Origin of the sequence: Gimesia chilikensis, from assembly GCF_008329715.1 — a bacterium.
Lineage (GTDB): Bacteria > Planctomycetota > Planctomycetia > Planctomycetales > Planctomycetaceae > Gimesia > Gimesia chilikensis.
In genome coordinates this window covers 228,296-255,016 of sequence record NZ_VTSR01000006.1, presented here as the reverse complement: position 1 = coordinate 255,016, position 26,721 = coordinate 228,296, and the positions used below count along the sequence as shown (strand labels likewise).

The 26,721-nt window shown below is 52.3% G+C and carries 15 protein-coding genes; 8 read left to right on the top strand and 7 right to left on the bottom strand.

All coding sequences use genetic code 11. From position 1 onward, the window contains the following. Positions 1 to 27 precede the first annotated feature (27 nt). The 4 genes from FYZ48_RS08155 (at position 28) to hslU (ending at position 6,216) form a co-directional block, all read left to right on the top strand. Positions 28 to 2,523 (top strand): PSD1 and planctomycete cytochrome C domain-containing protein, encoded by a 2,496-nt coding sequence (locus FYZ48_RS08155; protein WP_242022482.1) that lies wholly within the window; start codon positions 28 to 30, stop codon positions 2,521 to 2,523. Between the two features lie 57 nt (positions 2,524 to 2,580). Continuing rightward, entirely contained in the window at positions 2,581 to 4,002 is a 1,422-nt protein-coding gene (locus tag FYZ48_RS08150; protein ID WP_149339223.1) for a DUF1501 domain-containing protein, read from the top strand. 301 nt (positions 4,003 to 4,303) lie between these two features. Beyond that, positions 4,304 to 4,864 carry an ATP-dependent protease subunit HslV gene (gene hslV / locus FYZ48_RS08145; RefSeq protein ID WP_145189148.1) on the top strand — a complete coding sequence of 187 codons (561 nt, stop codon included), beginning with the start codon at positions 4,304 to 4,306 and terminating at the stop codon, positions 4,862 to 4,864. Beyond that, positions 4,852 to 6,216, top strand: a complete 1,365-nt coding sequence (gene hslU / locus FYZ48_RS08140; RefSeq protein ID WP_145042484.1) for an ATP-dependent protease ATPase subunit HslU — start codon at positions 4,852 to 4,854, stop codon at positions 6,214 to 6,216. The genes hslV and hslU overlap by 13 nt, the downstream gene beginning before the upstream one ends. 100 nt (positions 6,217 to 6,316) lie before the next feature. Here the strand turns inward: hslU and FYZ48_RS08135 are convergent, their stop codons facing one another. Further along, entirely contained in the window at positions 6,317 to 7,222 is a 906-nt protein-coding gene (locus tag FYZ48_RS08135; RefSeq protein WP_145042483.1) for a DUF1559 domain-containing protein, read from the bottom strand. A 349-nt stretch (positions 7,223 to 7,571) separates the two neighbouring features. Between FYZ48_RS08135 and FYZ48_RS08130 the strand changes: the two genes are divergently transcribed. Genes FYZ48_RS08130 through FYZ48_RS08120 form a run of 3 tightly spaced genes read left to right on the top strand, consistent with a single transcriptional unit; the run spans position 7,572 to position 9,575 of the window. Beyond that, the gene (locus FYZ48_RS08130; RefSeq protein ID WP_149339221.1) at positions 7,572 to 7,835 is read left to right on the top strand and encodes a zinc ribbon domain-containing protein; all 264 of its coding nucleotides are present in this window, start codon (positions 7,572 to 7,574) and stop codon (positions 7,833 to 7,835) included. Between the two features lie 13 nt (positions 7,836 to 7,848). Further along, the gene (locus FYZ48_RS08125) at positions 7,849 to 8,475 is read left to right on the top strand and encodes a Maf family protein (protein ID WP_149339219.1); all 627 of its coding nucleotides are present in this window, start codon (positions 7,849 to 7,851) and stop codon (positions 8,473 to 8,475) included. A 29-nt stretch (positions 8,476 to 8,504) separates the two neighbouring features. Next, positions 8,505 to 9,575: a tRNA dihydrouridine synthase gene (locus tag FYZ48_RS08120; RefSeq protein ID WP_149339217.1), complete on the top strand. Its 1,071-nt coding sequence runs from the start codon at positions 8,505 to 8,507 to the stop codon at positions 9,573 to 9,575. Positions 9,576 to 9,657: 82 nt separating this feature from the next. Here the strand turns inward: FYZ48_RS08120 and FYZ48_RS08115 are convergent, their stop codons facing one another. After that, positions 9,658 to 14,529 carry a GEVED domain-containing protein gene (locus FYZ48_RS08115; RefSeq protein ID WP_149339215.1) on the bottom strand — a complete coding sequence of 1,624 codons (4,872 nt, stop codon included), beginning with the start codon at positions 14,527 to 14,529 and terminating at the stop codon, positions 9,658 to 9,660. Between the two features lie 484 nt (positions 14,530 to 15,013). Continuing rightward, positions 15,014 to 19,639, bottom strand: coding sequence for a peptidylprolyl isomerase (locus FYZ48_RS08110; RefSeq protein WP_149339213.1), 4,626 nt, complete (start codon positions 19,637 to 19,639; stop codon positions 15,014 to 15,016). 654 nt (positions 19,640 to 20,293) lie between these two features. Here FYZ48_RS08110 and FYZ48_RS08105 point away from each other — a divergent pair. Then, positions 20,294 to 22,234, top strand: a complete 1,941-nt coding sequence (locus FYZ48_RS08105; RefSeq protein WP_149339211.1) for a preprotein translocase subunit SecA — start codon at positions 20,294 to 20,296, stop codon at positions 22,232 to 22,234. Positions 22,235 to 22,243: 9 nt separating this feature from the next. Here FYZ48_RS08105 and FYZ48_RS08100 read toward each other — a convergent pair whose 3' ends face one another. The 4 genes from FYZ48_RS08100 to FYZ48_RS08085 all read right to left on the bottom strand — a co-directional run bounded on the left by FYZ48_RS08100 (position 22,244) and on the right by FYZ48_RS08085 (position 26,661). After that, on the bottom strand, positions 22,244 to 23,023 hold the full coding sequence (locus FYZ48_RS08100; RefSeq protein ID WP_149339209.1) for an amidohydrolase family protein: 780 nt from the start codon (positions 23,021 to 23,023) through the stop codon (positions 22,244 to 22,246). After that, the gene (locus FYZ48_RS08095) at positions 23,020 to 23,802 is read right to left on the bottom strand and encodes an amidohydrolase family protein (protein WP_145042475.1); all 783 of its coding nucleotides are present in this window, start codon (positions 23,800 to 23,802) and stop codon (positions 23,020 to 23,022) included. The genes FYZ48_RS08100 and FYZ48_RS08095 overlap by 4 nt, the downstream gene beginning before the upstream one ends. A 10-nt stretch (positions 23,803 to 23,812) precedes the next feature. Continuing rightward, positions 23,813 to 25,084 (bottom strand): DUF6807 domain-containing protein, encoded by a 1,272-nt coding sequence (locus tag FYZ48_RS08090; protein ID WP_149339207.1) that lies wholly within the window; start codon positions 25,082 to 25,084, stop codon positions 23,813 to 23,815. A gap of 98 nt (positions 25,085 to 25,182) precedes the next feature. Further along, positions 25,183 to 26,661 (bottom strand): alkaline phosphatase D family protein, encoded by a 1,479-nt coding sequence (locus FYZ48_RS08085; protein ID WP_198422191.1) that lies wholly within the window; start codon positions 26,659 to 26,661, stop codon positions 25,183 to 25,185. Positions 26,662 to 26,721: the final 60 nt, after the last annotated feature.

Below are 26,721 nucleotides of genomic sequence, written 5' to 3'. Positions count from 1 at the left end.
TGAAAACTGCCGGGAAAAACGATGAAGATGCCTGCGAGTTTACGAGATTGTTTCTTTTCTTTCGTAACACAGTGTTCTACCGGGCTGTTCGCTCTGGTCTGCCTGCTGACGCTCTCACCCGTCAACGCAGCCGAACAGAAACCGAGTCAGGAACAGATTCAGTTCTTCGAATCGAAAATCCGTCCTCTGCTGATCAAGCATTGCTATGACTGTCACGGAGAGGATGCCCAGGAATCAGATCTGCGTGTCGATACCTTTGACGGGATCGCCAAAGGGGGGAAAGCTGGTTCGCTGGTCGTGCCCGGAAAGCCGGAACAGAGCCTGCTGATGACGGCTGTCAATTACCAGTCAAATGACCTGCAGATGCCCCCTGATGAGAAGCTGAGTAAGCAGGAAATCAAAGACCTGAGTGACTGGGTCAAAATGGGGGCACCTTATCCGAACGCAGACTTAAGTAAGCTCCGCGCTGCCAGCGACAAGGGTAAGTATGACCTGGAGAAGGAACGTGAATTCTGGTCCTTCCAGCCCGTACGTAAACCGGCACTACCCGAAGTCAAAAATAAAGCATGGGTCAAAAATCCCATCGATCAGTTTGTATTACACAAGCTGGAAGAAGCAGGGCTGCAGCCTGCCTCACCTGCCGATAAACGGACACTCATTCGCCGGACGACCTTTGATCTGACCGGTCTGCCCCCGACGCAGGAAGAAGTCGAAAACTTCCTCAACGATACTTCACCAAATGCCTTCGAGAAAGTCGTCGATCGTCTGCTTGCTTCACCGCATTACGGTGAGCACTGGGGACGGCACTGGCTCGACGTGGCACGCTATGCTGACTCCAATGGTCTCGATGAAAACATTGCCTACGGTACCGCCTGGAAATACCGGGATTATGTTGTCAATGCGTTCAATAAAGACAAACCTTACGACGTCTTCATTAAAGAACAACTGGCTGGCGACCTGATGGAGCCGGCTGAAAGTGTTGCACAGCGAAATGAACGACTGATTGCAACCGGCTTTCTTTCACTCGGCCCCAAGGTTCTGGCGGAGGTGGATGCCACCAAGATGGAGATGGATATCATCGACGAGCAGATCAACACGATCGGTGTTTCGATGATGGGCCTGACACTGGGTTGTGCCCGCTGCCACGATCATAAGTTCGATCCGATCTCCGCTCACGATTATTATGGTCTGGCCGGTATTCTTAAAAGTACGAAGATCATGGAGCACTACAATAAAGTCGCTCGCTGGTACGAAAATCCGTTGTCCACTCCTGAGCAGAAGCAGGAACAGGCCCGCTGGGATGAGAAAATCAAAGGCGAAGAAGCAAAAATTGCTGCACTGGTCAAAGCGGAAAATGAACGGTTGCAGAAAGAGGGAGGGAAAGACTATCAACTCCCCAAGAAACCGGAAGAAACTTATACCAAAGCAGCACAGGCAGAGTTGAAAACACTGCGAGCCGAAGTTGCGAAACTCAAGAAGACGCGTCCTGAAATCCCCACGGCCCTCGGTGCCGCAGAGCGGGAAACTACGGACGTACCGATTCACATTCGCGGCAGTCATCTGACACTGGGAGAAACCGTCCCCCGGCATGTGCCTGTCGTGTTGACTCCCGAACCCAAAACTCCGTTTCCCAAAGAACAGAGTGGTCGTCTCAAGTTCGCTGAGTGGCTGGGCAACCGCGAACATCCTCTGACCTCGCGCGTGATTGCGAACCGGGTCTGGCGCTGGCACTTTGGGAAGGGAATTGTTGCGACTACCGATAACTTCGGAAAACTGGGCGCCAAGCCTACCAATCAGAGTCTGTTGGACTGGATGGCGGCAACGTTAATGGAAGAGGGCTGGTCGCTCAAAGAGCTGCACCGCATAATTTTGTTGTCGAATACCTGGCAGATGAGCAGCGAATGGAATGCGAAAGCGGCAGCGATCGATCCCGATAACCAACTGATGTGGCATGCCGACATTCGCCGTCTGGAAGCAGAATCGATTCGCGATGCCATCCTGGCTGTCAGTGATGGACTGGACCTGACCATGGGCGGTTCATTGATGAACGTTGACAACCGTGCGTTTGTCTTCAACCACGAATCCAAAGATGGGGTGACATACGATTTCAACCGTCGTTCACTCTATCTGCCTGTCATCCGTAATCACCTGTTCGGCATGTTCATGCTCTTTGATTATGCAGATGCCAGCGTGCTCAACGGGAACCGGGCGTCGACGACAGTGGCTCCCCAGGCACTATTCATGCTTAACAGTCATCTGATCGAAAATGCTTCCCATCGGATGGCAGAACAGATTCAGCATGAAACCGCATTGTCTCCGGAACAGAAGATTCAGAAGCTGTTCCTCAAGGCATATGGACGTCAACCAACGGAAATGGAAATCAATAAATCTCTGCACTTCCTGGACGATGTTGAACAGGAACTGCAGGCGGAAACGGAATCTTCGGAACAACGGATCACGCGTGCCTGGCAGGTGCTCTGTCAGGCATTTCTGGCTTCCAGTGAGTTCATCTATCTGCGATAGAAACTGCTGCGAGCCATTACTTGTATCCATTATTCATATAAATTATCGAGACCTGCCATGAGTATCCTGCCTCAATCACTGTTCTCCCGTCGGGATCTGTTAAAGAAATCAGCAATTGGTTTCGGCAATCTGGCGCTGCTCTCCATGTTGAATGAAGAGTCAAAAGCGGCTGCCTCATCGAAAGATCCTCTTGCGCCCCAGCAACCACATTTTACTCCACGTGCCAAGCGGGTGATCTTCCTGTTCATGAAGGGCGGTCCTTCTCACATGGACACGTTCGATTACAAGCCTCAGTTACAGAAGTATGATGGCAAGCCGCTGCCTTTCGATAAGCCCCGGGTACAGTTTGCACCAACCGGCAATCTGTTGAAGTCGCCCTGGAAATTCAAGCAGTATGGTGAGAGCGGAATTCATGTCAGTGAACTGTTTCCTCATGTCGCTGAATGCGTGGATGATTTATGTATCCTGAATTCTGTCTACGGGACTAATGCAGCCCACGGTGGCGCTCTGTTGAAACTGCATACGGGGAGTGATGCATTTGTGCGTCCGAGTATGGGCTCATGGGTGACTTATGGCCTGGGCACGGAAAATCAGAATCTGCCCGGCTTCATTACCATCTGTCCGACTCTGGCACACGGTGGTGTCAAAAACTGGAGCTCCGCGTTTCTGCCAGCCCCATACCAGGGAACTCCGCTCGGGAACGCTGCGATCGCTGCGGAAAACGCTCAGATTGAATATATCAAGAACAACTTCCTCTCCCGAAAAGTACAGCGGAAGCAGGTCGAGTTCATGAATGAACTGAACCGGATGCACCAGGATGAAGCCGGTCCGAATCAGGTACTCGATGCCCGCATCGGCAGCTTTGAACTTGCCTTCCGCATGCAGGAAGAAGTTCCCGAGGTGCAGGATATTTCAGATGAATCTGAAGCCACTCAGAAAATGTATGGCCTGGATCAGAAAGAGACCGCGGACTTTGGACGCCAGTGTCTGATGGCCCGTCGTTTTGCAGAACGTGGCGTACGTTTTATTCAGGTTTCTCACAGTGACCAGAAGGTCCAATGGGATCAGCACAGTAACCTGTTTGAAGGGCATACCAAAAATGCGAAAGAGGTCGACCAGCCGATCGCAGCTCTCTTGAAAGACCTGAAACAGCGTGGTCTGCTCAAAGATACGCTCGTGGTCTGGGGCGGTGAATTCGGCCGGACTCCTACTGCTCAAGGTAAGAATGGTCGCGACCATAATCCCGAAGGGTTCACAATGTGGCTGGCAGGGGGCGGCGTGAAGTCCGGCTTCCAGTACGGGGCGACCGATGAATTCGGCTATTACGCCACCAAAGATAAAATGCATATTCACGATTTCCATGCCACACTGCTGCACATTCTGGGCATGGACCATGAAAAGCTGACCTATCGATATGCCGGGCGCGATTTCCGCCTGACCGATGTAGCCGGTCACGTGGCTCATGGTGTACTGGCATAAGTGTCCAGTTCGTCTGATCATCACTGAATCGACAGAACAGCCCTGCTCCATGTGAGTCAGGGCTGTTTTCCTGCGCAATCGAGGCTATTTTTTCTGTCTCAGTGATCCCTGCTGAACATCTCAGCGTTGAGTCTAAGATAAAACACCGCGCATGTGTTCCGGCTGCGATTGAAAAACGCAAACCCGGGGGACTATGATTCAGATACCGGATGCTTGCATGTCTGTCGTCTCTGTTCTATGGTGTCTACCCGCTAACGTGATCAGAGTTCTTCTATCAGAATCTTATTAAGAAACAGCAGTTATGAGTTCCAAAGATAAAAAGAAGTGGCGTTCGACAACGATCCTGACAGTGCGTCATGGCGGCAAAGTGGCGATCGGCGGCGATGGACAGGTCACGCACGGCGATACCGTTATGAAGAGTGATACCCGCAAGATCCGGAAAATTCTGGATGGACAGATTGTGTGTGGGTTCGCCGGGTCTACCGCAGATGCTTTTTCGCTACTGGAACGGTTTGAAGTCAAAGCGCGGGACTATCCCGGAAATATGCCCCGCGCAGCAACCGAGCTTGCCCGTGACTGGCGGACCGACCGCGTCCTGCGGAAGCTGGAAGCGCTGATTATTGTGGTTAACACCGAACACAGTCTGCTGATTACCGGGCAGGGGGATGTCGTTGTTCCTTCGGATGGAGTGATTGGCATTGGTTCGGGGGGCAACTACGCGACTGCGGCTGCCCGTGCCCTGGTGAGGCATTCAGATCTGTCTGCCCCGGAAATCGTCAAAAACTCGTTGGGTATCGCATCAGAAATCGATATCTATACGAATAATAATATTATCGTGGAGGAGTTGGAGTGCACGAATTAACGCCCCGGCAGATTGTTGCCGAACTGGATAAACACATTGTCGGTCAGGATGATGCCAAACGCGCCGTGGCAATCGCACTGCGAAACCGCTGGCGCTGGCAACAGTTGCCTGATGAGCTTCGCAAGGAAATTACCCCGAAGAACATCGTGATGATCGGACCAACGGGGGTCGGGAAGACGGAAATTACCCGGCGGCTGGCTCAGCTCATTGATGCTCCCTTTATCAAAGTTGAAGCGACCAAATACACAGAGGTCGGTTACTATGGCCGCGATGTCGAAAGCATGATCCGTGACCTGGTGGACTCTGCCAAGAATCTGGTTCGTGAGAAAAAACGGGTTGAGCTGGTGGATAAAGCCAAGGCCCGTGTCGAAGAACGCCTGCTGGATCTCCTGATCCCCCGTCCGGAATGGGAGTCATCTTTCCGTGAATCCACCGAAGAGGTCAAGGAAGAAGATTCTCAGGAACGCTACGAGCGCACCCGCGACAAGTTTCGCACGATGCTCCTCCAGGGGGCTCTGGAAGAAAAAGAAGTGGAAATTTCGGTGGAGCAGAAAAACTCTCCCGTGCAGGTCTTCTCGAATATGGGCATGGACCAGATGGATGTCGACCTGCAGGGCATGTTTGAACGCATCATGCCTCAGCAGAGCAAGCATCGTAAGATGATGGTCAAAGAGGCCCGCAAGGTTCTGCTGGAACAGGAAGTGGAAGGATTGATGGACAAGGATGCGATTGCCGAGGAAGCGGTGGATCTCGCAGAACGGCACGGTATTGTGTTCATCGACGAAATTGACAAGATCTGTACTTCCGAAGAAGGGGGGAACCGCAGCGGTGATGTCAGTCGCCAGGGGGTGCAGCGCGATTTGCTTCCCATCGTCGAAGGAACGACCGTGCAGACGCGCAGTGGTTCTGTTAAAACAGATTACATGCTGTTTATCGCCGCGGGTGCCTTTCACCGAACCAAGCCGTCAGATCTGATGCCCGAGTTGCAGGGACGCTTTCCGATTCGCGTGGAACTGCAGGAACTGACGCGGGAAGATTTTCTGCGGATTCTGACAGAACCGTCGAGTTCAATTACCATGCAGTATCAGGCACTGCTCAAGACAGAGGGCGTCGACGTAAAGTTCGAACAGGATGGGCTGGAAGAGCTGGCGGATATCGCATTCCAGGTCAACCAGACGACACAGAACATCGGTGCCCGTCGCCTGCATACGATTCTGGAACGGTTGCTGGAAGAGGTCAGTTATGAAGCACCGGATCTCAAGACGAAGAAGATCATCATCGACGCCGCGTATGTGCAGCAGAAACTGCACACGATCGTGGAAGATGAAGATCTCAGTAAGTTTATTCTGTAAACAAGCGAGATCCTGAAATGAGACAGAGCCCCGATGCATGTTTGTATCGGGGCTCTGTTATTTATTTCTGTGAACCTGACGGATCAGTCAATTACTGAAATCAGAATTCTCCAATGACGTTTCCGTCACTGATTTTTCCGAGGTTTTCATAAGTTGTGCCGTCGATATTTTCACTGATAAATCGGACGCCGCCATCGGCCAGCAGGAAGTGAGCCCCACCAGTGTGCTGACTGCTGAAAGCCCACGCCAGCGTACCGTTGATCAGCGAACCGGGGTGGTTTTCCGTTTTCCAGACACAGGAGGCTGTTTTTCCGTTGTCATAGTAACCGACCCAGATACCGCCGTTGTAGGTATTCGCCCCTACGCGACCCCGCGCAGTTTCACCAATCAGGAGTGTATTGCTCGTGCCGTCGGTAATATCACGAATTTTGGTATTGCTGTTGGACCAGAAAGAACCATTTCCGGCTGCGGCATTATGCGGGCTGGTGTTGATTGATCCGGTTCCCCGGCTGCCATAAATCCCTTTGTAGTTAGATGTCGCGTGTCCGCCGCGATCTGCGTTCAGATCACTGCCGACATCGGAGGGGCAGCGGAACAGGGGAATTTTGGTTTTCGTCTGATCCGTGGGAGCCACACTCAGGTTGCCCGATGATACATTCAGTGCATTGTAGAGGTTTGCCTGGTCGAGAAATGGCAGCAGCATGGTGCTCCAGCCCCAACCAGGCAGACAGCTGCCTGTACTGGTTGCTGAAGGCTGACAGGAGGCCGACAGAGATCGCTGAACCCAACCGGGAGGGAGGCTGCGATGTGTTTCATGGTAATTATGGAAGGCAAGCCCCAGCTGTTTGACATTGTTTTTACACGTGCTGCGGCGGGCTGCTTCACGCGCCTGTTGGACGGCTGGCAGTAATAATGCGATCAGAATCGCAATGATGGCAATCACGACAAGAAGTTCGATCAGGGTAAAACCCATCCGGCGGACGGGACGGATGCTGCGAGGCTGCATCTTGAGTCTCCAGTAGCTAGAATAATAAAATGATGAAAACAAATCGGGGTGCACACGGAGGTGTGCTTGGGGAAGGCTTGGCTCAGACGAGCTTTATCCAGGCTGGTGCATCAGTAATGTTCGATGCATGAACTGAAAGAGACGGCATAGTTCGCCTGGTTTCAGTTAGTAAATAACACTTCCGTGTTTCTATACCACTGAGTCACACAATCCAACGCATAAGTTTTGTTAATTCTCAAAAAAATGAGTATTGCAGCCCCTATTCCGTTAGTAATAGATAAAAGGTCAAATTGCACTGTACATTATAGTCATTTGCAATCGTTGGAGGCTGAGAGGATGATAAACTCAAATGTATGATGACTGGGATTCCGAATACGATGCTGACGAATATGGTCCCGATGATGGGTACGAGGAAGAGTGGGAGTCAGAGACCATTGAGTGCAGCAATTGTGGCGCAGACGTCTATGAAGATGCCGTTGCATGTCCGATCTGTGGTGAGTATCTGACACCCAACACGCATCCGCTGAGCGATCGCCCTTCCTGGTGGGTGATGCTGGGAATTCTGGGCATCGTTGTAACCATTATCAGTGCGTTTTTCTGGTCTCGAATTTGAAGACAGGCAGGACATGCAATTTCAGAAATGGATTTTGGGCTCCCGTTCTCCTCGACGCAGAGAGCTGCTGATGCAACTGGTGCCTGAGGCGGCGATCGAAGTGGTCCCTCCGCTCAATCCTGAGGAGGCGGGGTTTGAAGGACTGCACGACCTGGCTTCGATTAAAGAACGGCTGGCTGAGATCTGCCTGGATAAGAATGAAGACGTGTTCGCACAGTCGTGCAACGGGGACCTGCGTCAGGTTCTATTGTTAACTTCGGATACCATTGTTATTGCAGAGCGACAACCGGGGCATTTTGTAGTTCTGGGCCAGCCCCCAACCGGTTCCGGCTGGGAGCAGGCAGTACGGGACTGGTTTGTAAACGATTTTGCAGGCAAGACGCATCGGGTGATTACCGGGCTTTGTATACGTTCCTCTACAGGCATCCAGAGCGAATTTTGTGAGACGCTGGTTACGTTTCACGAGCGTGCGTATGTACTCAAGCATCTGGACTGGTACCTTTCAACGGGAGAATCCCGAGGTAAGGCAGGGGGCTACGCGGTTCAGGGGGCAGGCAGTATCTTTGTAAAGCGAATTGAAGGCAGCCTGACCAATGTAGTAGGATTGCCTCTGGAAAACCTGTTGCCGTTAGTCCGCTGAAACGCATTGGAAAGAAAACGTCAAATCTTATGTCTCTGATCAAGTGGAGTACTGTCGAATCTCCCAAAATCCGGATCGGTAATCGTACGCTGAGTTCCCGCTATTTTCTCTCGCCTCTGGCCGGATATACACAGCACGCCTTTCGTGTCGCTTTACGTCGTCTCGGAGGTGTAGGACTATGTACGACCGATCTCGTGCTGGCTTCGCATCTGCTCGCTGGCAGCCGGAAATCTAAGACTCTACTCAAAACATCCTCAGCTGATCGTCCTTTAACAGTACAGATCTTTGGTGGAGTGACTGAAGAACTCGTCAAAGCCGCCCGCTGGCTGGAAACAGCCGGCTATGAAGCCGTTGACCTGAATATGGGCTGTCCCATGGCGAAAATCAACGGCAGTGGCGGTGGGGCACGGATCATGTGCTCCCCGGAAAAAGCCTGTCAGATGGTGGCGGACGTCGTCGATGCGGTTTCGCTGCCAGTTACCGTTAAGATGCGGCTGGGCTGGGACCGGGATTCGATCACCGCGCCGTTACTGGCGAGGGAATTTGAGCAGGCGGGCGTCGCTGCGATTACGATTCATGGGCGGACCCGTAATCAGGGATTTGGCGGCAGTGTCGATCTGGAGGGCATCCGACAGACGGTGGAAGCGGTACAGGAGATTCCGGTGATTGGCAACGGAGATGTCTGTACGGTCGAAGATGCTTTCCGTATGCGTGAAGAAACGGGTTGTGAAGCCGTCTCAATTGGCCGGGGTGCGATGATGGATCCCTGGATCTTTCGCAAGATTGAGATGACACTCAAAGGAGATCAGCCTGTCGAAGAACCGAACCGTGAGGAACAGATCGCATTCCTCGAGCATCATTTCCGTCTGATGATCGATCATTATGACAACTATGGCTGCCAGCTGATACGGAAGTTTGCCGCCTGGTATGGTGCCCGCCTCGGAATTCCGGAAGATCTGGAAGACCGTCTGCGTCGACTGGAATCTGCGGATGAGTTTCAGGAGATTGTCAATCAGATCCGTGCGCGTCACGGAGAACGCGAGTCCTCTGTTCCCACCGCTTTGGTCAAAACCCCCAACGGTCCGGTAGAACGCTGGTAGATCAAACTGTCAGAATTAATAAAACACAGCCCCTGAAAAATGAATTTCTCAGGGGCTGTGCGGTTAACGTGGGGTAGTTGGTTTACTGCCGGACATCGTGAGCACCGGCGTTGTTGATATCGTAACCGAGATCAAGCAGGAACCAGTCATCACCACGGGCCACGGCACCGTAGAGCTGGTCCAGTTCGCCGTCGTCAAAGACAGTCGTATCATCCAGGCGAACGTTATTTACGCCCAGGGATGCGTTATCAACGCGAGTACTGATGCTGGCAACCCGGTCGCCAAATGGATCGGCAGAGATCCATTCCTGATAGATCGCAAACAGCTGTGCCAGGCCGTTGTCATAGACCGTTGCTCCACCAATCAGGATGTCACCATTCTGACCATAGTCGGTGTAGAGAGCTTCGTTATGTCCACGGACAAAGTCAGAACCAAGACCACCAATCAGAATGTCAAAGCCGTCAGGGCCACCTTCAATGGTATCGTTACCTGCACCTCCGACCAGGACGTCGTTGCCCCAGCCGCCGACGAGGTAGTCGTTACCCAGTCCGCCGAAGAACATTGATTCGCGGTTGTAGAAGGTGTCGTCGGCGATAATCTGGTCATCTCCGCCCAGGCCCCAGACATAAACGCCACCCGTAGGAGCGAACTCACCCAGGTTGACGCCATTCAGGCGAACCTGAACGATATTGGTCTGGTAGGTCTGCGAGAGCAGAATGATGTCATTCGCCTGTGTCCCGGTGATGAACAGGGCTGATTTGCCAGGTCGGTTCGGATCGGGCAGCAGACCGGTGAAACCTTGCGGCACAACAGTGACCAGGTAGTCTTCGACTTCCCCGTCTGCTGCAGCACCAGTTGTAGATAATCCACCAGCCGAACTTAAGCGGAAGCGGGCTGCAACTTCACCGACAGTCACACCCAGAGGGACTGCAATGGAAACAGAATTAGCACCGGCAACCACAGCCTGGCTGGAGAGAATCTGCTCACCGGGATCGTTCCAGTCGCCATCACCATTGAAGTCGATCCAGGCATCCATAAAGCCTGTTCCAGACGAGATGATGGTGATTGTTGTGGAAGTGTCACCGGCGATAATCGGGTTGAGCAGGATGCCGTCATCAGTGTCCAGGCTCGCTGTCGCGGATTCCTGTCCATCGGCTTCGGCAGTGACGCCTGCACCGAGATAGAGGTTCGTGTAGTTATTGATTGCATGCTTGGCACCATTTTCGGCATCGAGAACCGGGAATGATGCAGGAGCATCACCGTAATCAACGCCGTTGCTGGCAACAATCAGAGCCGTGTCTGTAATCACACGGGCTGTTGAGGTACCGAAGGGACCTGCAAATTTCAGGACTCTACCCAGGTCAGTGTCAACAACATACAGGTTGTCATCCGGACCGAAGGTAAGACCGTAGGGCAACTGGATGGTGGCGTTGAAGGTGTAGTTATCAACGAATGCACCCGTGTTGGGATCAAATCGCAGAATACTTTCGGTGGCACCATTGGCGACATACAGGAGTCCGTCCGGACCGATTGTAATCCCGCGTGGATTGGCGAGACCACCTGTTCCAGCAGCAATGAATGGGCCGCCAGGAACTGGATCACCATTGGAATCGAACTTCAGGATCTCATTGGTATTGAAGCTGGCGACATACAGATTTCCGCTACTGTCGAAGGCCATGCCGTAGGGTTTGCCCATGCCACCTTCACTACGGGCAACATATTCTTCGATGAATGCGCCCGTCAGACCGTCATAGCGTAAAATTCGATCACGCAGGAAGCCTGTGTCCGCAACATAGAGGTCGGGGATACCAGGCGTGGTACCAGGACCGAAGGTAATGAAGCGGGGTTGAACCAGTCCACCACCGGAAGCGAAGACACCTGAGCCGATAATCGAACCGGTCTGGCCGTCGTATCGCAGAATCTGTCCTGTATCTGAACTGGCGACATACAGGTTTCCATCGGGTCCGAATACCAGGCCGTTGGGAACGTCGATGCCACCCGAGCCGGGGATCACGAAGGAGCCCAGAGAGGCACCTGTCTGACCATCGAACCGCTCGACTGTGTGATCAGAACCGTCAGAGCCTTCAAAGCCGTTACTGACGTAGAGATCGCCATCGGGTCCGAATACCAGGTCACGCGGACTGTTCAGGTTGGTGTTGACGAAGTCACCCAGGTAGTTACCCGGTTGACCTTCTCCGGTGTCAGCGTCAGCATAGGCCGCGGTGATTGTTTCCCCAAAGACGACCTGCAGAATGCCATCACCGACAACCAGTGTGCCCGGTGAAGAGTTGATCGTGCCTGTGAAGGTTCCGAAACCGACTTCTGTCAAAGTGACGGTTTCCTGGTCACCGCCGGATGATGTCACAGTCACATCGACTGTACCTGCTCCCAGCAGATCGCCATCGGTGACAGTAATTGTGATCAGATCACCTGAGTCGTAGGTAGCGTTATCAAAGACGATCGTTCCGTAACGGGAAGCCGTCAGTTCGAGTCGGTAGTCTTCAACTTCCCCATCAGGAGCATAACCGGTTACACCCAGTCCAGTCTGTGTACTGAAGCGGAAGCGTGCGAATGTTTCGCCGATCACGAAATCGCCCACTCCCTGAGGGACACTGAAGGACAACTGGTGTGTACCTGCGGTGAGGAACTCATCTGTGAAGATCTGTTCGCTGGCTTCCCAGGCACCGTTTCCATTGAAGTCGATCCAGCCCTGGAGGTAACCAGCGCCATTGACGGTTACTTCGACAGTAGCAATGTTATCGCTGATGGAAATACCGTTGGTGATATTTCCATTGGGATCGAGGAAGACCACGCCATCATCGTCTGCACCGTCACCGGAAGCATCCAGGCTGGGAAGTCCATCAGCTTCGAAATCGATTGATGCTCCCAGTGTTAAGCCGCCTGCGAGGTCATGGCGAGCACCATCGTCTGCTTCCAGTGTGGGGTAGGGGGCAGGAGCATCGCCGTAATCAATACCGTAGAACGCTCCTGTAGACAGGCCAAAGGCCAGTGTGTTGGGGCTGTCCTGGGTTCCCAGGAAATCATTCAGCGGACCGACATTGAAATCGACATCGATATCGTCACCAGTGCCGAAGATATTGTCGTTGCCAAGTCCAATTGTGTTAGCGAGATTGCCACCCTGGTCGATGATTTGTGACGGAGCAACAAAATTCAAGGTGTGCCACAGACCAAAGAAGTGGCCGGCTTCATGAGTCACGATATTTCCGACAGCGACTCCGATCAGATCGATCATGCTGGAACCGAAGTTGCGGACGATATTGTTCAACGAGTTGGGATCTGCCGCGTTGGTGCTGCTGAGCAGGTCCAGGAGCACCACAGCCGATTCAGTAGTGTCAAAGTTACCAACATCGATCGACTCAGCGATACCGATGGTACCGATGCCCAGTTCGTTAATCGTTCCCCCGACAATCACGCGGCTGAGGTTCGGGGTGTTGGTTTCGTCGAGACCTGGATTATCGAAACTGTTCAAAATCTGAATACCGTAATCACCGGGATTCATGGTCGTGGCGAAATCACCGTTGTTGGCCAGTCCCAGATCGGCAAAGTTTTCTTCAACGGTTGCCAGAATGGCCCGGATGACGGCCTCTTCATCGGCAGCTGTCAACCCCCAGTTACCCAGGAAGGAGCTCAAGGGGGACATGGTGGCAGTGCGTGAAGTCTGGAAGCTGTCAAAGATGGAAGGATCAACGTCTGCCCCATCAAAGTCGATGTACAGCGTCTGGATGGCACCCACCATCTGGGTTTCCAGTTCGGGACGGAAAACGCGTAACTGGAGGTCATAGAGTCCGACATCTCCCGTTACTCCCACGTAATAAGTTCCGGCAACTGGAGCAACAAAGGAAGCTGCAGCGTTACCATCACCGGGCAGTGGTGTGTTGGCTGGGTAAATGTCTGACAGGTAGAAAGACGACTGCTGAATCAAACCGCCGCTGGGGCCATACATGGCAAGCGTCTGGCCTGCGCCTGTCACATTTGCTCCCAGAATGTCGCCTGCTTCCAGTTCAACGGCATAGTAATCCACATCCTGTACGTTCAGGCCGACTGTGAGGTCGTAAGCCCCTTCGGCCCGCGCGTTGGTTCCTGCACCATTTCCACTGGTTTCATCGAATGGATCATTCGGAGTACCGGTGTAGAAACTGGAGACCATGATGTAGTAATCACCATCGAGTGTTGCCGTGTATTCCAGCAAACTGTCTAAGGATGTACCACCATCGTCATCATATGCAACCTGGAATCCCGAACTGGAGTAGATCGCGACGATCGGGTCCAGGTTGAAGAACTGAGTGGAGTCACGAACAGAGACCGAGATTCGTTCCCCTGCCTGGACGCCACTGACCAGGTAGAAGTCGAAGTCACCCGTTCCGGTTCCCGCACTACCGTGCGGCCCGTTGCCCAACTGGGCATTTTGAATTGTCACCTGTTCTCCGGAGACGATTCCCAGATCATTCGCCAGCGTAATGGAACCATCATCTTCGGCAAAGGGAAACAGGAATGTACTTGCGGTTGCGTTGGAAAGGTAGCCGGTGACGTCAGCATCAAACTCGTCATCCATGCCTGTTCCCAGTCCAGAAATCAGCTGGGCTGAACCAATATCATCATTGATCCCTGTCGTGCCGATACTCTCGCCTTCATTGACAGAAAACTGAGAGGGATTGCTGGGGGAGTCTACCTGGCCCAGGTCATTCTCGTGTTTCTGCTTGTCTTCTTCAGAAACGGTGGCCTGTGATCGCTGTTGCGACTGTGTCTGGTTGGTTAAACCCCGGTTGGGTGAGTTGCTGATTCCAGTACCGTAGTCATCAGGATTGAAATCGGCGGGCGAATCATAGACGTTAGGATCGATGAGTGAATTAACAGCCGACAGGAGTGTTCTGTCTTCCAGATTTTCTACGGTCGAATAGGAGTGGACTGTTGCGTTCAGTCGTAGATTCTTCAAACGTCGAGCACGACCTCTACGTAAACGTTGAAGAAATGAACCAATTCGACCAGGCTGGTGACGACGTTTAGTTCTCATAAACATCATTTGCATCTTTCCATATCATGCCAAAACAGGTCAGCTGTTTTCAGCGAGTCGCTTATCTTGAAGAGGTTGCTTAACTCTTTGTTGCAAAACGAATTAAGTGTTTCCGTTATTCCTGATGGCTGAGCCTGGGCCCGCTTCCCATCACATGTTTTCCCAAGCCAACACCGACGATTAAGTGTTAAAATGGGCAAAGTTACCACCGATTGTGCAGCAGCAAAACTACGTATGTCAAGTAAAAGATAAAAAAGATCGACCGAAAAGCAGCCGTTGATTCAGGTTTTGACGAACGTACCGCGCAGAACCATTATCTTCTAGACGTCTGAACTTACGATTTCTCACCGTTAACAAGGTAGATTCCTCTTAAAAAAACAGGTTCCACGAATCACGGAAGGGAACATTAGTTAATCCCCCCGAATTCCGGATCCAGATAACTTCCGAAAAACTCATCGGTGGCTTCTGAGTCCCCGTAATCCAGCAGTCTGCGTTCGCCTGTTTCCAGAGCTGGTTCCATGAGAGGGGTGTCAGAGTTGTGTTCATATCCCAGCAGGTGGCTGAGTTCATGCAACAGAACGGTCAGCAGGTCAATCTGACCACTGGCATCACTCAGGAGGCCTGCTGTGAAGATTCGGGGATCTTCGGTGGCATCGAACTCGCTATTCGAGAATGGCGTGCTGTCGACGAACCAGCCCCAGCCTGCGGCGTTAACATCCAGATAGATTGTATTGGTGGAAGAGTCAGCTTTGGCCAGCTGGTTTCCAGGCAGTTCGACTATTTCCAGTTTGACGTCACTGAGCTGTTCAATGGTAATCTCATCAGAGCTGGCGGCGACCTGTTGTTTCGCAGCTTCCAGGACCGGCGCGGCCTCTTCACTGGTCAATGGTTGCGTGTTGTCATTTTCTGAATTGATGATTGCGGTGACCAGGTTGTTTTGTTGCCAGACTTCACTGAAGTTGGTCGGATACACAAAGGAACTGCTGCCCCCTTTTACCTTGTTGTAATTGGCAGCCAGCAGGGTGAGGTCTTTGAAATCGACTTTACCGGAACGATCAAAGTCGGAGGCCCAGGTGGCGTCCGCTCCTTGAGCACCGGTGGTTTTATTGTAGACAGAAACGAATAGAAGCAGGTCTCCAAAATCAATCTTACCACTGTCATTCAGGTCGTAAAGCGCTGGGACCAGAGTCAGATTCACCGCTGCACCTTCCGTCACCATTGCGGTTCCGACAGCAGAGTTAATGACACTGTTCGAAATCTCAAAGTTCACATTGCCCACAGGCTGCATGTACTGACCGTCAGCGTTGAGGTCGATCGGCTTGACTGACAGGTTCACACGCGCCAGCAGTACAAGCGTTTCTGCTCCGAAAGCAGACAATTCGCTGGAAGCCCCCAGGTCGGTGATGGTCCCGTTTTCGTTGTCGATGGCCCCGGTCTGGTTTTGAGTAAATCCGGCACCATATACGATTGATTCTACTGTCAGATAAGTCGCATCAAAGCTGAAGTCTACGGCAGCTGATGCAACGCCATTTTGAGTAGAATTGGTAATGCTGACCCAGATCTCGACGATGACTGGACTGAACTCGTCCAGAAAATCCACGTTTGCTGGCAGGGAGCCGACTTGCCCTTCGCTACCAGTACTGGTGGCTTTCCATTTCACGGTCAAATCTGCAGAAGCGAGAACCGATTCTGCCTCATAGGCTCCGATATCAACGCGGCTGATTGTATCGTTATTACCATCGGCAACACGAGCAGAGCCGCGCTGGTCCAGAGTCAGTTCAGGAGAAAAAGTACTGGGATCAAAAGTGGGATTACCAGCATCGATGGCGACACTGGTTGTTGTCAATGCATGAGTCAGAGTGGAACCACCGTTATCGGCGAGGGGAAGCAGTTCGGGGTCCTGGCCGGTGATAAAATTCGATCCTTGATTGGTAAATCCGGACGTTGATTCCACCAGGCTGTAAGACCCGTTCACGTAGCCACTGATGTCATCGCCTGAACTGGAAGCAGAGTTGTCGGCAACGATTGTGTTGTTCAGCGTAATCACATCGAACGAGGAAAAGAGCCCGCCTCCATCCTGGTTTGCAGTATTATTCGCAATGGTACTGTTGCTGATAATGGCACTGTCAAAATCAACCGGATTGGAGAAGTAGATGCCCCCACCGCTGCTGCTGGCTGTATTCCCGGACAGGGTTGTGTTGACCAGCAATGTCGTCAGGGCTCCTGATGAGATTGCTCCCCCGTCCCCAAACAGTGCCGAGTTGTCGTAAAACGTGCTGTTGCGAACGGTCAGCGATCCGTCTGACTGTCTGATGGCGGCACCGGAACCAGAGCTGCGGTTCAAGTAAAAGGTGGAGTCGGTAATTGTGGTTGTGAGATCGAAGAGGTAGAGCCCCGCACCATCGGTAGCAGCTCCAGTGGTGTTGTCGGTGATGAGTGATCCGTTGATCGTCAGAGTACCACCGTTCTGATAGAGGCCGCCTCCCCCACCGCTTGCGCTGACATTCGTCGATAGCGTGCTGTTATTCAGAGTGACATCGGAATTGATGGCGTAAATACCGCCTCCAAATCCCTCGGCGGTATTCTGGTTTATCGTACTGCCATTTAAAATTACGGTACCAGACTGGCTGACAATCGCCCCTCCGGACGAATAGAGGGAGCTGTTGGTCTGGAACAGAGTGTCGTAGACTTCCAGATGTCCCGTATTGTAGATGGCACCACCCAATCCGGATGTACTCTGGTTGTTCGTGATTTCGCTGTTGGTGATCACCAGGTTTTCGGCGTTAAAGATTGATGCCCCGTTATCGCCGAGATTACCCTTGGTCAGTTTCAGGTTTTCCAGTCTCACTACAAGATCGCTTTCCAGACCGTCATCGATCAGGAAGTGCCGATCATTCTGATATGCGTCGATGGTGAGTAGCGGAGACCCTTCTGCGGAAGTGGGAGCGATGATGGTGAGCGAGTCTGTGATCTCAAGGTCTTGAGAAATAATCAGTGTTTTCGCAGTGCCATTAAACAGAGCAGGGTCGAACATGATGATGTCTGCGCCATTCCCCGCGGGGGCGGCGCCGATGCTCGTGTCTGAATTGGCTGCCTGAATCGCTCTGCGTAAAGTCACCCGGTTATTCGGAGAAGTATCGGTCAGATTGGTGACCAGAATCACTCCCTCGGGGGCAATCGAAAACTGTACGGTAGCGACATTCGAGTAGGCGCCCAGGTTGTCTGCGACTCGATAGGTAAAGGAGTCGAGACCCATGTAACCAGAGCCGTCAGCGGTGTACTGAATTTCGTAGTCATCTTCGCCGACCTGCACCAGCGTAACAGTACCATGTGTGGGCTGAGAGATGATTTCCGCGGATTGTTCATCGATGGTGCCATCACTGTCTGTATCATTCGCGAAGATATCGAACGTAGCGGGTGTGTCTCCCTGCAGGGCGACAAAATCGTTGTTGGCAACAGGTGGCTCGGTCACTACGACCGTCACGACCTGGTAGTCAATCGCACTGGTCTGAAATCCGACTGCCACGGTTAACTGGTAGATGCCTGGTGCCAGTCCGGCGTTGGGACTGATCGTCAGGATTCCCTGGTTGTTCAGGTCAATAGTATTAATCAGTCCCGCAGGGGCCGTAACCGGAATGTACAGACCATAATCAGAAAGGAGATCCTGATTCATATAGACTGGGACCCCGTTGTTGGGAGCCGTCGCATCGACGTCGATGGCCTGCAACTGATACTGAATGGATTCTCCGGCCCTGACTTGCAGAGTAGGAATATCTGCCAGGTAAGGATTGGCATCTGAAGCATCAAAAATAATGTTGTCGGTGACCGGGTCCTGGTAGGGAGGGTCAATCGTATCAGGTGTCACATTGACCTGGAACTGTCGCTGCTGCTGATTTCCATCCTGATCAGTGACGGTCACCGTGATCGTGGATGAACCGCTATAACCTTCGGCAGCATTTAAAAAGAGCGTGGCATTTTCAAAGTCAGAAAAGACTTCCACGCTGTCCATGGTGATATTAAAAAACGGATCGTCCGTGTTGACCACTTTCACATCGTTGATGGCATTGCGAACATCGTCGCCTTCGGTCAGGAAACCGAAAATAGTGTGTTGATAGTCGAGTCTGCGAAGCGGGCGATCCGTGATGAAGAACTGGGAGTTATTGGTGTCGTCCTGTGCTTTGGCCATCGAAAGCAGGCCGGATTGCACGTGTTGTAACTCGGGATGAAACTGATCGTCAAATGAACCATAGGTAGAACCGCCAGCGCCGGTTCCAGTGGGATCTCCCCCCTGAATGATGGCATCATTGATGATCCGGTGGAAGCTGACACCATCGTAAAAGCCTTCCTGGGCCAGTTGAATAATCCGGTCGGTAGCGCGGGAAGCTCGCCCCTCGAACAGTTCAAAAATCATCTCCCCATAGCCTGCGACATTGATACGCAAACTGCGATTTCCAGTCAGTAAGCGTGCGGAGACATTCGGATTACTGCTCTCTATTGTGTACGTCAATGGGCCGCCGTCGGGATCAAATCCATCCAGGGCGACATGCAGACCGGTATTGGCAAATAGATTTTGAGTGGGAATGTCTTTGAGATAAGGACCTTCCGAATTCGTGATCGCGATTCCAGTTGCCGTTGCCAGATCCTGCAGACTGTTAATGGAACTGCCTTCGATTAACGTTCCGTTGTTCAGTCTCCAGATGGGCCGCAGATTCTGAACATCGCTGATCCCTACGTCAGCAGCACTGCCATTCAGATTGCGTTCGTTGTCTGTAATGTCGACGAAATTAATATAAGTCGCGCCATCAGCCAGTAACGCTTTTTGTGCTGTCGTGTCGGCATCCCAGACTGCACCATACAGAGTGACATTCGCTGCAGCTAAAGCCTGTCCAAACGCGATCAGGTCCTGGCCACTGAGCAGGGTTCGATCTTCCAGCTTCTCAGTTGCTGCCAATGGAGCCGTTGTTTTTTTGAGCCGACGATGGTGCTGGCGTCGTCGTGGTCTCCACAGATTATCAATCAATTTTGAGATCATGTATTCGGTATCTTTAGTGTATGAGTCAGTCAGGGGTGTCTTAAGAATTCAGTCCTCTGGCGGATGGCGACTGCAGGGGATCAGAACCTGCATGTTCAGGTCATGATTTTAAAGCAGGGGCACTACCTAAAAAAACAGGTAAATTGGAATGTTTTCATTCTTTAGGGCAATTGTACCGAATGGGTGGTCTGTTTCTATATGACGTAGCCAAAAAACAATCTGCATCGAATATGACGATTGGTTGACTTCGATCTAACATTTACCTGCTGAACATGATGCGAAATGTTGATTTAAGTCAACGGACCGTAACAACTTATCGTGGTGAAACCATTTTAAAGACCGGGTGGGGTTTTTCACTTTTTTGTTTGGTTGTAGATCCGTTCATTGGATAAAATGATGCTGAAAGTGGACAGATTCACTGGATATTAGAGAGGGTAAGTGTTTATTCCACAGTGATTTACAACTCTCTGTGGGGAATAGGAATCACGAGGCAGAACTTCAGGCTCTCTGAGTTTTCGTTTTGACTTTCAGCGTTATCTTTCACGTCCAGAAGCGTCTTTCAGTTGAGTAAGCTTCGCCTTTTCTTGTGTTTCAGAGATCAACAGGCGGCTGACTGATACTCAGATTTGTGTTTCAAACGTTCGAGGAGGCAACTTGAGCATCTCATCGCACAGCTATCATTGGATGAAAACCGGATTTCGCCCTGCTAAATCCCGGCTCTCCCGCTGGCGCGCCCAGGCTAATCAGATTATTAAGCGTGGGGAAGCGTTGAAGACAGTGACTGATGATGAACTCGAACGCTATTCTCTGGAATTGCGCTGGCGCGCCAAATCGGGCGAGCCTCTCAGGAAAATCATGCCCGAGGCGTACGCCCTGGTACGGGAATCGGCCTGGCGAACCCTGAAAATGGCCCATTTCCCTGTACAGCTTATGGGGGGAATCGCGCTCTTCGAAGGGGGCATCGCCGAGATGCAGACCGGGGAAGGAAAAACGCTGACAGCCGTGCTCCCCGCTTATTTGCGAGCGCTAATGGGCAAAGGCTGTCATGTAGTCACCGTCAACGATTACCTGGCGAAACGTGACTCAGAACTGATGGGCCCTGTTTTCAATAAACTCGGATTGTCCGTCGGTTGCATCACCTCTGATATGGAAGATGAAGATCGACGCATTGCCTACGGTCTCGATGTCACCTACGGCACCGCCAATGAAATGGGCTTTGACTTTCTCAGGGATCGCATTCGCATTGGAGCCAGTGCCCCGGGGCAGTTAGAGCAAGCCATTTCCAATCACAAATCATCGGGCAAGGAACCACTGGTTCAGCGGGGAAATTACTTCGCCCTGATTGACGAAGCTGATAGTGTGTTGATCGATGAAGCCCGAACACCGTTGATTATCGGTCTGATTCAGCCCAATGATGCGGCTTCCGTAAACCTCTTCCGCTGGAGCAACCGGGCCACGCATCAACTGGAATCTGAAGTCGATTACGTTTACGAGCCCAAAAAACGGTCTGCTTATCTGACTGACCAGGGCTGTCGCAAAGTATTGCTGATGCCCAAGCCTTCGCTGCTGGATTCGATAGACACCGAACGCATCTACAAACAGGTCGAACAGTCGCTGATTGCCCGCTTCGGCTTTCTGAAAGATCGCGATTATGTCGTCGTGAATGATGAAGTGGTCATCGTCGACGAATCCACGGGCCGTATGATGGAAGGCCGTAAGTGGCAGGACGGGTTGCATCAGTCCATCGAAGCCCAGGAACATGTCCCCATTACCGCAGCCACAGGTCAGGCAGCGCGGATTACCGTGCAGAGCTTCTTCCAGAACTACGCCCATCTGGCTGGGATGACCGGAACCGCGGCGCTGGCAGAACGCGAGATTCGAAAAACCTATAAAGTCTCAGTGACATCGATCCCCACCCATCGCCCCTGTCTGCGGAAAGGAAGTCCTCCCCGCGTCTTCAAAACACTGCAGGCCAAGCGGATGGCGGTGGTCGAAGAAATCGAACGCCTGCGTCAAAAACGTTGTTCCATTCTGGTCGGAACCCCATCGGTGGAAGCCTCCGAAGAACTGGGAGATCTGCTGGCGATGAAGGCGATTCCGCATCAGATTCTGAATGCCAAGTATCACGAACAGGAAGCTGAGATCGTCAAAAAAGCGGGCGAACCTGCCCGCGTGACGATCGCCACCAACATGGCCGGGCGGGGGACCGACATCCTGCTCAAAGACATCGTTCGCGAAAATGGCGGTCTGCATGTGATCGCTACGGAAATGCATACCTCGGCCCGTATTGACCGTCAGTTAATCGGTCGTTCGGCTCGTCAGGGTGACCCTGGTCACTATCAGTTTTTCCTCTCACTGGAAGATGAACTGCTCCGCTGCCTGGAACTGAACCAGCTGAATCAGATCATCCGCTCTGCGAAAGCTGATGAACGCGGCGAACTGTCACCCGGCTGGATTTCGTTTTTCAAGAAGACGCAGGACTTCCTTGAAAAACTGCATCGCAAACAGCGGCGTGACATGCTCAAGCAGGAAAAATTCCGTATCGAGATGTTTCATAAAATGGGCCTCGATCCCTACCTGGAATGGACCGAGTAAGCTCAGTCCTTACGATTGTCTCTTCACGAACCGATTCTGTGCATTCTCCCAGATGATTTTGGTTTCAATTTCCTGGCCCAGTTGCGATTCTCTGAGTTTATTCAAGCTCGATTCCAGGTAGAAAAACGGATAGTAAGAACCAAACAGGATCTGCTGATACGGCACCTGTTTCATCAGCTTCTCGATTCCGCCCACTTCTTCCAGCATCGCGATCTCAATCGTCAGGTTCGGGTTTTCCGTCAAGCGGGTCAGCTTCGCACCTCGCAGTGACTTCATGCCATTCAAGATGGTGACCTGCAGCTGTTCATGCTGTTTCATCAGACCTGGCAAGTCTTCAAAATTCACATCGGGAACACGCACCAGCGGATGATGCGTCCGATCGTCTTCCATCCGCATGGCAATCTGGATGAACAGTCCACGCTCGGCTGCCTGGGCAAACAGCTTCTTCACGGCAGGATCACTGAGTTCGTATTCGTGATAATTCGGATGCAGCCGGATGCCGGGCATCTTCCACTTTTCATGACAGGCAATGACATCCGCTTCCCAGCCTGGAAGTCGCGGGTTAATGCTGCCGACGGGAACCAGGATGCCTTCCCCTTTAGTCTGACACTCTGTGACCAACCTTTGATTCACCGACATCAGATCTTTGTGGAGCAGTCCATCGAAACTGCCGGCCAGAGCCTGTTGAATCTGATTCTGTTTGAGCTTTCTGACCAGGGAGGCGGTATCATCATTGGGCAGACGGCGGAACGGCCACTGTGAGAGATAAACGTTGACGTCATAAATCATACTTTGATCCCCTTCTCATTCAAAATGGGGGTCAACAGTCGCTTGAGGTTACCACCCAGAATCAGTCGTTTAGATACCTCGGGAATATCAGCTCCCTGAACCTTTGCCAGTTGAGATGAAAAACTGCGGCCGCCGATATCGCTGCCATACAGCACTCGCTCGGCTCCCAAAGTGCGGACGGCCATCTCCGTCATCCCGGCCGTCGGATCGGAGCCACCAATTCCCGCGTAGAGATTGGGGCTGTTCTGAATCGCCCGCAGACCCAGTTCCCAGTCGCCTCCGGTGTGTCCGGCAATGATGGGGATCTCGGGATGTCGGGCTGCCATCAGGGCCAGGTCGCTGGGCGTCGATTCGCCTGTCAGATTCCCCCCGGTTTTAAACCAGGTGTGCTGATAGATCAGGGCCTTGAGTTCTCCCGCGCGTTTGATAATCGGATCGATGGCGGGATCATTACAGCGGGCAGCGACCCATAACTTAACGCCGATCATGGGACCGTTTTTCACGCAGCGGTCCAGTTCTTCCAGACTTTCATCCACATACTTGGCGTTTAGATAGACGAAGCCAAACGCCCGATCGTGCCAGTGGCTGATGGCCTGCATGACCTGATCGTTCTGCTCGCGGAACTGTTTGGGCGTCGGATCGATCAGGAAGGGCCAGCCCATAAAAAAGATCAGGCGTTCTACGCCCATCCGGTCAGCATAGACCATTAACTGGGCGATGCGTTCATCGACCGTTTTTCCATCCACCCCGGAGAGGTGGCAGTGCAGGTCCCAGATCATTGTGTTACTTTCATTTTTCAGTTTCGGTGGGAGCAGACAGTTTCAATGCGACTTGGGGTGGGTGGGCATAGCTGTTCCAGAGTTGGTCAGTGTTTGAGAGCGCCGGACCATCGTGAACCAGAAATCGGTAGCGACTGATATTAGGCGTCCCGGGTTCTATTTTCCAGGCGCCGAGCACACTGGGGGTAAAAACCATGTAAGGCATCGAGGGATGAATGCGAACCGGCTCCGGGAAGCGAAAGTTCTGCGGATGACTTAAAATCGTAAAGCCACCGAAGGATTCATCGGCTGTTTTCCGTCCGGAAATATCACACCAGCGGGAGCGGTCGTGATTGCCGTTTTCGCGGGTTTTTCCATTCGATGTCAGGAAACGGCAGTTCTCTTTCGTCCAGCCCCGACCACCGCGGATCGCCATGCCGCCGTAATGGTATTCAGGCAGGAGCAGCGGGCTGTCCGACGCACAGCGTGCATTGGAGGTGATGTCGTACATCCAGTATTTCGGATCCGCTTCCAGCTGATTCCAGACTCGAATGGTCCAGATCTCTTTCAAAGCGACTTTTTCAGCAGGTCCTGTCAGGTCGACAAATTCCTGTTCGACCTGTAATTCACCGAACACCGGACCAGACTGTTTTGCCAGCAGTTTATGAAACCGTACGCGGCCCTTGTTACTCTTGATCTCCCAGAAATTGGTAGGGCGTCCCTCAAAAATACAGTTGGTATACGCCAGAAACTGTCCGCTCTGGTGAGCATGGTCGGGAGGAAATTCATCCGAGACGACTTTGCCATCTGGTGTGACGATCGGGTGAATATGAGCACTTCGGCCATACAGCGGATGCAGGTCTTTCGGCGCGGGGACATGCTTGTAGTTGTAGGACAGGACTTCATGCTGACCAATCAAGATCTGGTAAGCCTTACCCGTATCTTTGATCGTCACTTCGCGGGTCGCAGGTGCTGCTCCCGTTTTCAGTTCCAGCGTTTTTGTCTCACCTGCTGCCAATGTGCCGGGATAAATCAACCAGAGACGGCTTGACTGCCCGTCCCGGGTTTCGATCTGGGCCGGAATCTTTTCCTGCGAAGCGGGATCAATCAGATGCACCGGCTGAGTAACCGCTTGGGAATCAGGCAGGTCCACGCTCACTGGTTGATTTTGCAGCGGAGTCTTCCCGGCTCTGATGCTGATCGTGCCGAGTGAAGCGTTCTCTGCAATAACCGTTTCGAGGTGACAGACCACGAGACTGACGGTCAGAATCAGAAAACTTGCGAGGCGTAGTGCATGGTTCATATGTGCGACTCAATCAGTAAAGTGTCATACCGGAAACGGACTTTATTTATGCTAGCTTTGGTGAATCACCGGATGCAAGGCAACTTCAATACTCTTTGTCAGGGTTTCAGAGGCTGCGTTTTAACAACCTGGTGCAGCAGTTTACCCTGCTCGTCATAAAACAGAAACTGGAGCAGAGCTTTCGAATCTTCCTTTTTCGGCGTGACTTTGACATACAGAAAACCACCTGAAGCCGGATTCGAAGTGTATGGCTGCTTGACCAGGCCTTCTGGGTCGGTCCCCTTTTTGTTTCCCGGGGCGACTCCCAGCCGCGAGTTAGCATCAACCAGGGCACCGGTGGAAAATTCTTCCACACCGGTAGGATGAATCGAATGGTACTGCCAGTGACGGTCGCCGCACACGATGTAAAATCCGTTCTGGTCCAGCTTCTGCTCTTTAATCCACTGAAAGAACGAATCACGTTCGTGGCGGAATCCATTGATGTTGGTGTGATTGTCAATTTTTCCTTTTCCATCGGGGCCGATCATTGGCGTAGGAGAAATCAGCACCTTGAACGTCGCGTCTGATTTTTGCAAAGTCTCCTGCAGCCAGGCACGCTGTTTCTTCCCCCAGATCGTTTTCTCCGGACCATCTTTGTCGCGGTTGTTGCTGCGATAGTCTCGATTCTCAGTGAACCAGACCTGCAGCAGCTTGCCCATACGATAGGTACGGTAAGTGATCGGATCACTCTCATCCGGATCCACGACTGGCACCTGTTCGCGAAAAGTTTCCAGTCCGAGTTCGACTCCCGGCTCACGCTTCTTCTTTGATAAGTCACAGTCGTTGTACCGAAAATCGTGGTCGTCCTTTTCCCAATAGGTCGGCACGTTTGCAAACAGATCGACATAGCGTGGTTGCACGAACTGTTCGTGCCATTTCTTTCTCAACTCGGCTGGAGTTCTGGCAGGATTGTCGTAGGGGTGATCGTAGTAGACGTTATCCCCGGTACCCACGAAAAAGTCCGGTTTGAGCTTGAGGATGCTGGCCAGTGCCGGAAATCCCAGGTCGCGATCTTTTCCCTTGTAAGCGGGACGCCCGGCGAGCCCTTTGTAGAAGGCGCGATAATTCATTCCCGTCACGACCACGAAGGACATTTCAGCTACTGTCTCGGGGGCGGGAAGTGTCTGGAATGTATTGACAGGGCCCGTTTCGGTTTTGTTTTCTGTTGCGCCGAACTGCAGGCGATAGTAATAGCGGGTTCCCGGTTGGAGGCCTGTGACCTTTGTTTTCAGGATAAAGTCAGATTCGGGTTTGGCCGTCAGCCAGTCCGTATAACGCGATTTGGCGAAACTCCTGTCCGTCGAGATTTCAAAACGCCCCACACCTGCTCTGCCGGGAACATCGCCCATCTTGTCCAGATCAGGAGCCGTCAGTCGAGACTGGAGTATAACGGAACTGGAATCGACCTCTCCTGCCATCTCTCCCTGTTTACGATCCAGCTGCTGTCCGTATGCGGTAGTGCATTGGTGATTCACCAGGAATACGAGCAGGCCAAGTAGAAACAGGCGTGACGACGTTACCGAGAGGCAGGCAGACATGGTAAGTTCTCCATTGATTCCAGGGTTACATTCATATGCTGGGTTCAGCGTTGATAGTAA

Coding starts and splice junctions, on each gene's coding strand:
- FYZ48_RS08155 (WP_242022482.1), top strand. CDS start 28: ATGCCTGCGAGTTTACGAGATTGTTTCTTTTCTTTCGTAACACAGTGT.
- FYZ48_RS08130 (WP_149339221.1), top strand. CDS start 7,572: ATGTATGATGACTGGGATTCCGAATACGATGCTGACGAATATGGTCCC.
- FYZ48_RS08100 (WP_149339209.1), bottom strand. CDS start 23,023: ATGATTTATGACGTCAACGTTTATCTCTCACAGTGGCCGTTCCGCCGT.
- FYZ48_RS08085 (WP_198422191.1), bottom strand. CDS start 26,661: ATGTCTGCCTGCCTCTCGGTAACGTCGTCACGCCTGTTTCTACTTGGC.
- FYZ48_RS08110 (WP_149339213.1), bottom strand. CDS start 19,639: ATGATCTCAAAATTGATTGATAATCTGTGGAGACCACGACGACGCCAG.
- hslV (WP_145189148.1), top strand. CDS start 4,304: ATGAGTTCCAAAGATAAAAAGAAGTGGCGTTCGACAACGATCCTGACA.
- FYZ48_RS08090 (WP_149339207.1), bottom strand. CDS start 25,084: ATGAACCATGCACTACGCCTCGCAAGTTTTCTGATTCTGACCGTCAGT.
- FYZ48_RS08120 (WP_149339217.1), top strand. CDS start 8,505: ATGTCTCTGATCAAGTGGAGTACTGTCGAATCTCCCAAAATCCGGATC.
- FYZ48_RS08150 (WP_149339223.1), top strand. CDS start 2,581: ATGAGTATCCTGCCTCAATCACTGTTCTCCCGTCGGGATCTGTTAAAG.
- FYZ48_RS08125 (WP_149339219.1), top strand. CDS start 7,849: ATGCAATTTCAGAAATGGATTTTGGGCTCCCGTTCTCCTCGACGCAGA.
- FYZ48_RS08095 (WP_145042475.1), bottom strand. CDS start 23,802: ATGATCTGGGACCTGCACTGCCACCTCTCCGGGGTGGATGGAAAAACG.
- FYZ48_RS08135 (WP_145042483.1), bottom strand. CDS start 7,222: ATGCAGCCTCGCAGCATCCGTCCCGTCCGCCGGATGGGTTTTACCCTG.